At 41.4% G+C, this 12,266-nt stretch carries 10 protein-coding genes and 1 tRNA gene; 8 read left to right on the forward strand and 3 right to left on the reverse strand.

The window, feature by feature from the left end; translation table 11 throughout:
• Positions 1 to 162 precede the first annotated feature (162 nt).
• The 6 genes from B5F18_RS11960 (at position 163) to B5F18_RS11985 (ending at position 6,073) form a co-directional block, all read left to right on the forward strand.
• A tRNA-Trp gene (locus B5F18_RS11960) sits at positions 163 to 233 on the forward strand.
• Between the two features lie 324 nt (positions 234 to 557).
• The gene (locus B5F18_RS11965; protein ID WP_162607596.1) at positions 558 to 2,153 is read left to right on the forward strand and encodes an ABC transporter substrate-binding protein; all 1,596 of its coding nucleotides are present in this window, start codon (positions 558 to 560) and stop codon (positions 2,151 to 2,153) included.
• Between the two features lie 61 nt (positions 2,154 to 2,214).
• Positions 2,215 to 3,180 (forward strand): ABC transporter permease, encoded by a 966-nt coding sequence (locus B5F18_RS11970; protein WP_087157878.1) that lies wholly within the window; start codon positions 2,215 to 2,217, stop codon positions 3,178 to 3,180.
• On the forward strand, positions 3,173 to 4,072 hold the full coding sequence (locus B5F18_RS11975; protein ID WP_087157879.1) for an ABC transporter permease: 900 nt from the start codon (positions 3,173 to 3,175) through the stop codon (positions 4,070 to 4,072). Before B5F18_RS11970 ends, B5F18_RS11975 begins: the two co-directional genes overlap by 8 nt.
• Positions 4,073 to 4,085: 13 nt before the next feature.
• A complete protein-coding gene (locus B5F18_RS11980; protein WP_087157880.1) occupies positions 4,086 to 5,117 on the forward strand; it encodes an ABC transporter ATP-binding protein in 1,032 nt (343 codons plus the stop codon).
• Complete coding sequence (locus B5F18_RS11985; protein ID WP_087157885.1) at positions 5,114 to 6,073, forward strand: ABC transporter ATP-binding protein; 960 nt, start codon at positions 5,114 to 5,116, stop codon at positions 6,071 to 6,073. Before B5F18_RS11980 ends, B5F18_RS11985 begins: the two co-directional genes overlap by 4 nt.
• A gap of 110 nt (positions 6,074 to 6,183) precedes the next feature.
• Here B5F18_RS11985 and B5F18_RS11990 read toward each other — a convergent pair whose 3' ends face one another.
• The gene (locus B5F18_RS11990; RefSeq protein ID WP_242955867.1) at positions 6,184 to 7,974 is read right to left on the reverse strand and encodes a BlaR1 family beta-lactam sensor/signal transducer; all 1,791 of its coding nucleotides are present in this window, start codon (positions 7,972 to 7,974) and stop codon (positions 6,184 to 6,186) included.
• Positions 7,971 to 8,360 carry a BlaI/MecI/CopY family transcriptional regulator gene (locus B5F18_RS11995; RefSeq protein WP_087157881.1) on the reverse strand — a complete coding sequence of 130 codons (390 nt, stop codon included), beginning with the start codon at positions 8,358 to 8,360 and terminating at the stop codon, positions 7,971 to 7,973. The genes B5F18_RS11990 and B5F18_RS11995 overlap by 4 nt, the downstream gene beginning before the upstream one ends.
• Positions 8,361 to 8,767: 407 nt before the next feature.
• On the opposite strand from B5F18_RS11995, the gene B5F18_RS12000 reads away from it, so the two are divergent.
• Positions 8,768 to 10,042 carry a WD40/YVTN/BNR-like repeat-containing protein gene (locus B5F18_RS12000; RefSeq protein ID WP_087157882.1) on the forward strand — a complete coding sequence of 425 codons (1,275 nt, stop codon included), beginning with the start codon at positions 8,768 to 8,770 and terminating at the stop codon, positions 10,040 to 10,042.
• Between the two features lie 15 nt (positions 10,043 to 10,057).
• Positions 10,058 to 11,227 carry a hypothetical protein gene (locus B5F18_RS12005; RefSeq protein WP_087157883.1) on the forward strand — a complete coding sequence of 390 codons (1,170 nt, stop codon included), beginning with the start codon at positions 10,058 to 10,060 and terminating at the stop codon, positions 11,225 to 11,227.
• Positions 11,228 to 11,373: 146 nt separating this feature from the next.
• On the opposite strand, the gene B5F18_RS12010 is transcribed toward B5F18_RS12005, so the two are convergent.
• Complete coding sequence (locus B5F18_RS12010; RefSeq protein ID WP_087157884.1) at positions 11,374 to 11,748, reverse strand: hypothetical protein; 375 nt, start codon at positions 11,746 to 11,748, stop codon at positions 11,374 to 11,376.
• Positions 11,749 to 12,266: the final 518 nt, after the last annotated feature.

A 12,266-nucleotide genomic window follows, 5' to 3' on the forward strand; every position in this document is an offset into this window, starting at 1 on the left:
CTGACTGTTACTAATCGGTCGAGGGCATAACCAAGGAGAGCTGGAAGAAGTGGGAAATGGATGGAGAGAAAGGAACTATCCCTTGTATGTGGTTTTGAAGGTGCATGAAAAATATATTGACAAATATTAAAAAAAATGATATATTGGTAGGGTAAGTAATATAGGGGATTGGTGAAATGGTATCATAGGAGTCTCCAAAACTTTTGGCGGGAGTTCGATTCTCTCATCCCCTGTTTAGAAAGCATCGTATTTACGGTGCTTTTTTTAATTCCTTTTTCTATAAAATAAAGTCCTCCGGGGTAACACAGAGGTGTGGATGAGAGAGTTGTTATTTTGCAACAGTGCATTGAGTAGAGTTTAGCAGATGACAGATAAAAGAGATTTTATAATATTAAAAGAATCTATGATGATTCATATAGACAATTTGTATAAAATTATTTGAAAAAACAATAAAGTGATGTAAAATATAAATTTACACAAGGGAGTTTTTCTGATATAACATAAAAGGTTTGTGAGTATGTCGACAGCTCAAAAAAATGAATAAGGTAGGAAGAGAGATGAATAGGAAAAAAATAATTTCCCTTGTATTGGCAGGGGCATTGGTAATAAGTACGTTGTTGGCAGGATGTAGCGGAAATCAGGAAAAGTCACAAAATGATACGAAACCGAAGACAGAGTCAACAAAAGGTGAGAGAGATGAAAACGCAACTATGACCAGAGCAGAAAGTGCAGATATTTCAGCCATTATTCCAATTGGCCAGAACTCTGCAGATGCGCAGGAAATGGTGCTCCCGATTTTTGATATGTTGTATCGTGTACATGGGGGCGGAACCCAATATTATTTGGCTGAATCATATGAGATGTCTGCTGACAATAAAGAATTGACTGTAAAATTAAAAGAGGGACTGAAATATCATGACGGAGAGACAATTGATGCAGATGAAATTGTATGGAATTTCAATGTCAGAAAAGAGCAGGGATTGGATTCCTATTATACAGCCTCCAATGGCAAAGATGTTGCTATTGAAAAAGTGGATGATTTGACAGTTAAATTGTCGCTGCAGGAGCCATCTGCATCTTATGCCGCTATGTTTGGAATGATGCAGTTGATTCCATCTCATTTATATAAAGATGCACCTGATGTTTTAAACTGTGCAGCAAATGAGAAAGGAGTCGGAACAGGTCCTTATAAAGTGAAGGAATGGAATAAAGGGGAAAGCCTTGTTTTAGAGCGTAATGAGGAATATTATGGCGAAAAACCGGGAATTAAAACACTTGTGTTCAAAATTATACCAGATCAGGCAAACCAGGCGGTCAGCTTTGAATCAGGGGAACTGGATGTGCTGACTGTTCGTAACCAGACAGATTATGATAAGTATTCCAAGATGGACGGGGTACAGATGTTTACCTTTCCGGAGGGAAGAAATCATTATCTTGCATTCAATGCACTGAGTGATAACATGAAAGACGATAAAGTTCGTGAGGCAATTTGCGCGGCTTTGAATCAGGATGAGCTGGTAGAGGGAGCATACGGTGGAAGTGCAGTGGCAGAAAAGGCACAAAATGTAATGACAACCGCTACATTATACTATTCTGACAAGGTAACAGGTTATGAGCAGGATCTTGATAAAGCAAAACAATTGATCAAAGAGACTGGATTGGATAGTAAGACATTAAAAATTATTTACAATTCAGACAGGGCTAATTTTGAGGACATTGCGCTCATTGTTCAGCAGCAGTTAAAAGAAGTGGGAGTGGAATCAGAAATCCAAGGATATGATTCCAACTCATTCTTCAATGAGCTTTTTGAATATGACGGAAAGAATACAGGATACGATATTGCGGTAAATGGATATGCATCTAACGGAGATCCTGATGGTAACAGAGGAATGTTCAGCGCAAGTTCATATAATATGGTCACCTCCGACAAACTGGAAGAATTATGGTCACAGGGCGTTGTAGAAAGTGATCCTGAAAAGCGCCAGCAGATATATGAGGATATTGCACAGGAAATCAAGGATATCCACGCAATGTACATGGTAGGAAGTACGAATATCATTCTTGCCGCAAAAGAGGGATATCAGGGACTGGATGCAGTACATCTGATTCCGTTGTTTGTAGATTACTCTAAGATTTATAAAGAAGCAGAATAAAAAAGTAGGGGATGGTGCAGGTGAAAAAATTCTGCGGCATCCTCTTTTTTGGAGGAAAAAAATGTTTAGAATGATTGGAAAACGAATCCTTCAGATGATTCCGGTTTTGTTTATCGTGTCTGTCATTTCGTTTATGATCGTCTATTTTGCTCCGGGAGATCCTGCAAATATGTACATCAAGCCAGAAATGAATATACAGCAGATAGAAGAAATCAGGGAATCACTTGGACTCAATGCAAGCCTGGGGGAGCAGTATCTGGGGTGGCTGAAGAATGTTCTGCATGGGAATCTGGGGAATTCACTTGTCAATCATCAGTCTGTGGCTGACCAGATCATGGAAAAACTTCCGGCAACGCTGAAACTGATGGGGGTTTCGTTCGTGCTTTCTCTTGTCTGTGCCGTACCATTGGGATTGATATCCGGATACCGTCAGGAGTCCAGAGTTGATAAGGGGATCAGTCTTTTTTCATATATTGGGATTTCTATCCCAAGTTTCTGGTTTGCAATGATGATGATCGTTATTTTTACACTGAAACTGAAACTTCTTCCCAATAGCGGAATGCGCACGGTTGGGGTGGATTCATTCTGGGATCAGGTCTGTCATATGATCATGCCGGCGATTGTATTGAGTGTATACAATACAGCAGTGTTTACCAGATATATCCGTTCCAATGTTGTAAGAGAACTCAAAGAGGAATATGTCATAACCGCAAAGGCAAAAGGAGTCGGCACTTTTGGAATATTGACAAAACATATACTGAAAAATTGTCTGCTTCCGGTGATCACACTGGCAGGTATGAATCTTGCCAACCTGGTAACTGGATCTATTATCATTGAATCCATTTTCGGATGGCCGGGGATGGGAACACTTGGAATGTCCGCAATTACATCCAGAGATTATACAATGGTCATGGGGGTGACAATGCTTACCTGTCTGATGCTGTTGATCGGAAATTTTATTGCAGATGTATTGTACAGTGTAGTAGATCCAAGGATTAAGCGGGAGGTACAAAAAAAGAATGGATAGCAGAAAAGATAAATTTGTAAGAATCAATTATCAGCCCGAACTACAACGGACAGAGTATCAGCAGAAGAGTTTTCTGCACTCCTTTGTTCTGGAAATCAAAGCAAATAAATTGGCCATTGCTGCAGTCATCTTTTTGATGGTCATTTTTGTGGCAGTACTCCTGGCTCCGCTGTCGCCGTATGATCCGGATAAAATGGATGTTGTGCATAAACTTCAGCCCCCGGGAAACGGACACCTGTTTGGAACAGATAATCTGGGAAGAGATTATTTTACAAGAGCATTGTATGGGGGAAGGGTTTCGCTTCAGGTGGGATTCTTTTCCATGCTGGTCACAATTATTTTTGGAACTGTTTGGGGAACGATCAGCGGCTTTGCTGGGGGGATTGTGGATGTGATAATGATGCGTATTGTAGATATTATGATGTCAATACCCAGTTTTTTACTGTTGATTATATTAAATGCATTTATTGCCCCTGGACTATTTACCATGGTCTTTATTATCAGTATCTTTGCATGGATGGGAGTGGCAAGAATTGTGAGGGCGGAGACTATGTCTTTAAAGGAAAGGGATTTTATCCTGGCATCCAGATGCCTGGGTGAAAAGAAGAGAAATATCATATGGTTTCACATTATCCCTAATATGATTCCAACGGTTATTGTTGCGGCAAGCATCAGCATTGCCAACGCAATTCTTACAGAATCTTCTTTAAGCTTTCTTGGTTTTGGAGTACAGCTGCCGATGTCATCATGGGGAAATATGCTGCAGGGAGCACAGGCACATGTTCTGGACAGACCCTATTTAGCTGTATTTCCGGGAATCTTCATTCTGCTCACTGTACTGAGCTTTCATGTCCTGGGAGATGTTTTGAGGAAAACTTTTGAAAGAGGATAGGAGTAAGGGGAAAATGAACAAATTAGTGGAGATCAAGAATTTAGAAATTTCGTTTCAGGATTTTCATGGCGCTTTTAAAGCTGTTCGAGATGTTTCTTTTGATATATATGAAGGAGAAGCGCTTGCCCTCGTAGGGGAATCCGGATGCGGAAAATCTGTGACTGCGAAATCGCTTCTTGGATTGATTCCGGAAAAAGATGGAAGTATTGCAGAGAAAAGTGAAATTTTATATCAAGGGGAAAATATCCTTACATATTCGAAAAAGAGGTGGAAAGAATACTGTGGACAGGAGTGTGGGATGATCTTTCAGGATGCTATGGCAGCCCTTAATCCGACTGTAAAAATCGGAGATCAGATTGCAGAAAATCTGCGGGTACATCAGAAAATTTCCAGAAAGGCAGCAAAGGAACAGGCTATAGCAGCTCTCAGAATGGCAGGAATTCCTCAACCGGAGATTCGGGCAGAGCAGTATCCTCATGAATTTTCGGGAGGAATGCGGCAGAGGAGTATGATCGCAATGGCTATGATCTGTCAGCCGCGCCTTCTCATTGCGGACGAACCGACCACAGCACTTGATGTGACAATTCAGGCGCAGATCATGGAATTAATGAAATCGCTAAAAGAAAAGAACAGGATGTCATTGCTATTGATCACACATGACTTGGGAGTGGTTGCCGGCATAGCAGACCGAATGGCTGTGATGTACGCCGGCCAGATTGTGGAAATTGGAAATAGCAGGGATATTTATTACAGAACAAGGCATCCTTATACATACAGTTTGCTCAAAGCAGTACCGAGTCTGAATGGCAGTCATGGAAGAAGGCTGGAGGCGATAGACGGAATGCCGCCGGAGGCGGGAGATATTCTGAAAGGCTGTCCATTTGCAGCAAGATGCAGATATTGTATGCAGATTTGTATAGAAGAATGTCCGCCCAAGTATGAATTCGAAGATGGACATTTTGCGACATGCTGGCTGCATGATCCGGATGCAGATATCAGTGACTGCAAATTTCAGACAGGAGGGAATTTATGCAATCAGGAATGAAGGGAGAAAACGTAATTTTAGAAGTTAGAAATCTGAGTAAATTTTTTCGTATGGGCAGACATTCCGTATTAAAAGCGGTTCATGATGTTTCATTTTCTGTGAGAAAAGGGGAGACATTAGGGCTGGTCGGAGAATCAGGATGCGGGAAGACAACATGCGGAAGGACAAGTATCGGTCTGTATGAAAAGACGTCCGGATCCACATTGTTTAATGGAAAAGAAATTGCACAGATGAAAGGAAAAGAGAGAAAAGATCTCACAAAAAGAGTACAGATGGTATTTCAGGATCCCTATACTTCTCTGGATCCGAAAATGAAGGTACATCGTTTGATTGCAGAAGGCATACGAATTCACAACATAGCAGCAAATCGGAATGAAGAGCAGGAGATTGTTTTGGACATGCTGCAAAAGGTTGGACTGCATCCATCATATGCATACCGGAATATCAAAGAATTTTCAGGAGGACAAAGACAGAGAATAGGGATTGCCAGAGCTTTGGCAGTACAGCCGGAATTTTTGCTGTGTGACGAACCCATTTCTGCGCTGGATGTCTCCATACAGGCACAGATTATGAATCTTTTGATGGAGCTGCAGGAAAAAATGGGTTTGACCTATTTGTTTATTGCACATGATTTGGCGGTTGTCAAACATTTCTGCGATAGAATTGCAGTGATGTATCTTGGAAAAATCGTGGAAATGGGAGGATCCGAAGAAGTGTATGGGCATCCGTTGCATCCGTACACAAAAGCTCTGATGTCGGCAGTGCCGATCCCGGATCCGGATCTTGAGATGGGACGAAAAAAAATTCTGTTGAGCGGTGAATCCTCTTCTCATATGGGAGAAGACCGGTGTCGGTTTGCGGACCGTTGTCCATATGTTTCAAATCAATGCAGAAATGAAGGACCAAAAATGAAAGAAGTGGCACCCGGACATTGGGTTGCATGTCATCAGATATAAGCAAAGTGTTTCATTGAAATGACATAATTCAAGAAGTACATAGTAGCCAGCTCTGTTTCAACAGAGCTGGCTTTTTTGGTTCCAAGGTCAGTATAAATCACAGGGTGATTTCATAGTATGCTATTTAAAATATCCACAGTAATCTGAGATGCCACGTTCCCGTTTGCAATCTCAGAATCCTGAAGGTTTGTGGCAAAGCAATAGTATTTTCCCTCTCGCTCCAGAAAGCCTACAAACCATCCATTTACATTTTTTTCTCCTACAAGTCCGGTGCCGGTCTTTCCGTACAGGTGTCCGTTTGAAATATCGGTGACGTATATAGCCTTTTTCATGGCCAAAAGATTTTCAGTCTCAAGATCCCATTTGTTCTCCAGGAGATTTGCAAGCAGGATAACCTGCTCAACCGGGGAAATCTTCAGAGAAGATTCAGCCCAGTAGTCTGTAAGTCCGCCTGACAGATCACAATTTCCGTACGAAATCTGATTATAATAAGAGTACAGTTTGGAATAGCCCATCTGGAGGTCCAGGTTCTGGAAGTACCAGTTGACTGAGTTTTTCATAGCGTCATACAATGTCTGATCCTGGTTCCAGCTCTCAAAAGTATATACCGTGTTATCCCATTTCTGTGTGGAAGAGGCAGGGTCAATGATACCTTCTTCCAGGGCAAAAAGTCCGCTGTATATTTTGAACGTGGAGTCCGGGGAAACCCGCCTGGTACTCAGATCTTTGTTGTATATCTGATATTTATTTGCCGAAACATCGTACAGGACAAAAGAACCTTTTGTGCCCTGGAAATAAGATTCCAGATCTAAAGTTTCTATATTTTCATAAGAAAACCGGTAGGAAGGACTTTGAGATGCAGCTACATTGAGAAACGGACTTGTAAAGTAGACAAGTACGCATGCAAGCAGCAAAAATCCAATACTTGCCAGCTTTTTCCTCCGGCCATCTATCCGGTAACCGGCAATCTCTTTGATCCTACATAACATCAAATGTTTCCTGCCGCCCAAATGGGAGAGCGGTGACAGCAATTGTCCTGTCTGCATCTTTTCAATATAGTGGATAAGAGTATATCCGTATTTTACACAATTTTCCTTTCCGATGGTGTCGAGCACGCAATGGTCACAGGCAACTTCACGGTCTTTTTGTGACAGAGAAAAAGCATACCAGATAAATGGATTGAACCAATATAAAATCTTAAAGAGACAGGAGAGCACATTGAAAATGGCATCCTTTCTTTTATAGTGCTGTAATTCATGGAGAAAGATGAAAGAAACCTCCTCCTTAGAAAGCAGGATATCCATGTCCTGTGGAATGATGATTTTTGGCCACAGGATACCATAGGAAACAGGACTTGAGAGTGTACAGCTGGCGTAAAGGGAAACTTGGCGCCGAATCTTCAGTTTTTGCATACATGAGGTGTAGGTTTCGTACAAATCCGGTTCGTTTTCTTTTGTAATTTCAACGGATGCCTTTCTTACCATATATATTTTAAAAATATGGTATAAAAAATAGGTGCATGTGGCAATGCAGCCGATTCCCCAGATTGTCAGAAAGATCCAATTCCACATCTCCATTCTGGAATTGCCGATCTTCTGAGAATAATCGGACAGGCCAAGGGGAGATGAAAAGGTATTTGTGGAACCCTCTGCAGGGAGGGAAGAGGTGATATGTTTGGCATGGGAACCAAATAACTGCTTAAGGTTGTAAAGAAACTGGGTAGGGGCTGAAAATCTGTATGGGATAAAAGGCAGCAAAAGTACAAAGGCAAAAACGTACCAGAACTGGTAGCTGCTTTTTGCCGTCAAATGTTTTTTGCAGCAATGTTTCAACAATAAAAATACTGCAAGCAATATCGTGATAAATAAATTACAGAGAAGAAAAGAAAATGGAGATATCAAGGTTTTTCACCGCCATTCATTTTGGTGGACAATAACGTATACAAATTTTTGACATCATCCTCTGTAAGCTGTGCGTTTGAGAGGAGAGAGGAAAGCATGGGAGCTGCCTCGCCGCCATAAAAACGTTTCAAAAACAGATGATTTTCCAAGGATAGATATTCTTCCTGGGAGATAAGGGGATGATAATAGTACATCCGTCCCTTTTGCTCATAGTCAATAGCGCCTTTTGCTGTCAGGCGGGAAAGAAGTGTGTGCACAGTCTTATCGCTCCAATTGTGTTCTTCCGGGACTTTTTTACAGATTTCATTGGTGCTGATGGGAAACTCTTCCCATATGATCTTCATCACTTCATATTCTGAGACAGAAATCTGCACTTGCTTTTTCATTACTTATCACTCCTAAATCTTACTGATGTAATAATTATAAAAGAAAGAATTTATAAGGTCAATAAAAAGCAGAAAGTTTTCTAATTATAACAAAAGGGACTGCCCAAATGCAGTCCCGGAGGAAAATATGAAAAAGAATATATTGAAAAAGGTTTTATCCTTTATCTGATTATTACTATATTCCTATTATGTGAAAGAAGTGTGATGAAAATTTAAAACAACTGTGAAAAACAAAAAACGGATGTAATATGTAAAATGCGGGGACGGGTGATGTGGCTGGAAGAAGAGTAGGGTTGTAGGAGACACAAGAAACTTTGTAGGATTTCTGGTGTTTTATGTGCACTTGTCTTTTATACTACGTTTGTAGTACAATAAAATAAAAGTTGAAGTGAGGAAAGGGTGATGACATGAAACGAATACTGCTGATTCTTGGCGGTCTTATCTTTGCGGTGGCAGCTGTGGGCGGAATCAAAGAAGTGGCATGGCATTTTTACATACCGCCAAAGATTGTAGGATTTGGAACCAACAGCCATGCCATGGAAGATATGGAGGATGTGGATGGAAGGGGATTGGAAAGCCTGGCAAAAGAATGGCTAAAATCCTATGAAAAAGAGGCGAAAGGCTGGAAGGTGCCGTATGGTTACCGGGTGTTCGATATAGAAGAGATCTCAGTGACAGATTTGGACCTGGATGGATATGTACAGATTGATTATCTTGTCACTTTGGAAAGTGCAAACCAGCAGATCATCAGTGCACTGGAACTTGCAGGGACAAAGGACGGGTATATTGGGCAGATGGTCTTGCGGTGGGAGAGAGAAAACGGAGAGTGGGTCATCAAAGAAAAGCTGCGCCCGGTACAATATCAGTTGCGCACGCCCGAAATGCAGGAAGAGATCAGGACACCGAAGACAGAACATTATGCAATGTCAGAGGAGCAGTGTACATACATGATTCGGGATGAGAAACTTTACGTGACCTATGATGGTGGGGAAAAGTTTGTGGAAGTGCCGGAAGGATATGAGAAAGTGTGTGCGCAGTCAAACAGCATCTACAGGGAATGGCTGCCGGACAACAGCTATGTAGTTACTCCGGAATTTACTGCTTTTCTTGCTTATGAAGATTCCAAAGCAATTCTCCTATACAGCGAGGATATGGGAAAGACGTGGAAGGAATCCGAAATCTTTCAAGGTTTTGCAGCAAACAGTTTTGTTTCCAAGACAGAGCATACTTGTTTTGTCTCCTTTGCTGTGGACAGGGCCGGAGGATCGGATTACTACACGATCATGAAGAGCAGCGATATGCGGACGTGGACAAAAGTGGAGTTTGACGATGTCCCAGCATCTAATTTCACTGTAGTCTATTGGGCGGACGACAATACCGGATATGTGGCAAAGAAAAATCAGGAAGGAAGTTTTTTCCTGACAGTGGATGGCGGAAAAACGTTCACGAATGTGGAATATCCGGTTCCGGATACGATTGTTGACGACCTTGGATTCAATCCATTTGATGAGGTGGAGAAGATGTACCAGAAAGATGGCAAGATTTACATGGTTGTAGGTCAGGGCGATGACGGGGATTATGCAAGGAACGGTGAGCTTGTGAAGGCATTGTATGAATCAACAGATGGAAAAAGTTTTACTTTTAAAGGGGAAATTTTTGACAGCCCGGTGGAAACAGGATAGTAGGAGGATAGGATAATGAAGAAAACGATCATTCAGGTAGCAGCCAGCATCGTACTTGCCATTGTAGCAGCAGGATTTTTCTATGACAGCGGTGTCCTTTTGTTTCGGTATGGCGATAAAAAGCAGGCAGTGTTGCATTTGGCCCCGGCAGTCTCTTTTGCTCTTCTCTATGTCAGGTGTGCATATCAAATAGGAAGAAAACAGGATGACAGGGGGGAGGATTTTGGAAAATTCTGGAGTCTGAAACAAAGTAAAGTAGCGGCAAATATGGTGTTTAGCGGAGTCTTTGGAACAGGAATTTCCTTGTATTTGTGCCGGTTTGCGGACAAATTTTCTCTTCTGGGACTTTGCTTTGTGTGTGCAGCGGTGACTTGTGCGCTGACTGCTGTATGTGTTTTTCGGATGCGTATGGGCGGAAATATGACGGAAATGGAGTACAGAAAGATGCTTTTGTCATTGACAAAAAAACTGGAGACAAAGGGCTGTCTCAATTATTCCAAAATGGCAAAATCCTTTACCCAGGATATGATAAAAGGAAAAGCAAGGACATTTAGCTGGATGTTCTGTGCAGGAAATCTATGGATTATGGCAATGGCGGTTGTTTGTGTGCGGATTGGAATCGGAAGTTTTCTTTTGCCGGTGTTTTGCGCAGGGGTTTTACTCCTTCTTGGAATCCGGGGACTTTCGTTTGCTGGCGTATCAAAAGAACTGATGTTAGCATTGAATGGACGAAAGAGTCAGGATATACTTACAGCATTGATTTTGTATTATGAGGTATCAGATGGAAAGTTTCAGAGTATGGCCCATATAATTCAGTCCTATGCAGTGGCAGCTCTCTGCGACCAGGAGGCGTACGAGGAGGCGCTTGCGCTGATCGGAACGATCCGGCGGCCGCCAAAATGGGAGACTTATTACAAGCAGTGGGAGTTGATCTGCCTGGAAGGGATGAGGGATCAGCAGGGAATGCGAAAGCTTTTGGAGAGTAGAAGTGTTTGTGAGAGAAAGAAAAGAGGAGGAAGAAACGATGGATGGGACTTTTTTGAGACGGCAAAAGCCATGGCGGACAAAGACTACGAAAAGGTGCTTGAGCTGACACGGCAAAATCCAGGCACTAATGAACGTACTGCAAAAAGCAGAGAAAAATTTGCAAAGGATGCGGAAGATAAAATATTTGGAGAAAAGTAAAGAAAAGGGAAACCGGAATCTTGCGTCTTTGGATGGTACACAAATGAACCAAAACCAGAAAACTTCATGATCAATAAAACCCCACCGTACATCAGAAAGCCTGGTGTACGGTGAATTGTGTAAATATAGAAGTTTTTATCCGACTATCATTTGGAAGAATGTAAATATGGCCAAACCTCTTTCCAGTATTTCTTATTACCTATAGTAAACGCATAAAGAGCAGCAAGCGCCACGAGAGTACGGCCAAATCTTCCGGCGGGACTCCTCCAAATTGGAATGATAAAAACAGCAATGTAAGAAACAACCAGGGAAACGGTGTATAATTTAGCCGTTTTTTGGTCGAAACCGAAAAATTCAACAACAAAACTGCAACTAATAGCAACAACGCCAATGCTAAAAGAAAGCAAAACAGCAAGCGGCATGTTTTGCCAGAAATAGAACAAGGCGCCAAGAAGAAGTAACATGAAAAGTAGCTTTAAAATTAAATATACAAATTTTTTATAAGTCGTGTTTTCTTCCATAAAAATCAGCTCCTTCCTATTTTATAGGATGATTTGTTGAAAACAGTTTGCGGATATGCCAATGGAATCACTTTCTTTTTATAAATTATACGATGGCCTTAAAAGAAAGTCAAAATCTTCTGATTTTAGTTTTCCACATTCCTATTTTGGGTTTCCCACTAAATATGGGAGAAAAATGTGGAAAAATGTCAGATGTGCACTATATTTATAAAGACAAAAAATAATAAGGTCGAGTTATCCCCATAAATCCCCAAAAGTAAGTTGAAAATGTGGAAAAGTTGTGGAAAAAAAGCGTTGACAGAAGGAGGGGAGGATGATATGATAACGGAGCTGTCGAAAAACGGCGAGCGCTGGAAGAAAGATCGGGAGATCAAAAAGAAAAAAGTGCTTGACAAAAAGATAGCAGATGTGATAATCTAATATGGCTGTCGCAAAGAGCGGCGGAGGAGTTTGGAAAGGACTTGAAAAAATAAATAAAAAAGTTCTTGACAAACAAAAATGAATGAGATATAATAAAC

Source organism: Lachnoclostridium sp. An181 (genome assembly GCF_002160325.1).
Classification (GTDB): Bacteria; Bacillota; Clostridia; order Lachnospirales; family Lachnospiraceae; genus An181.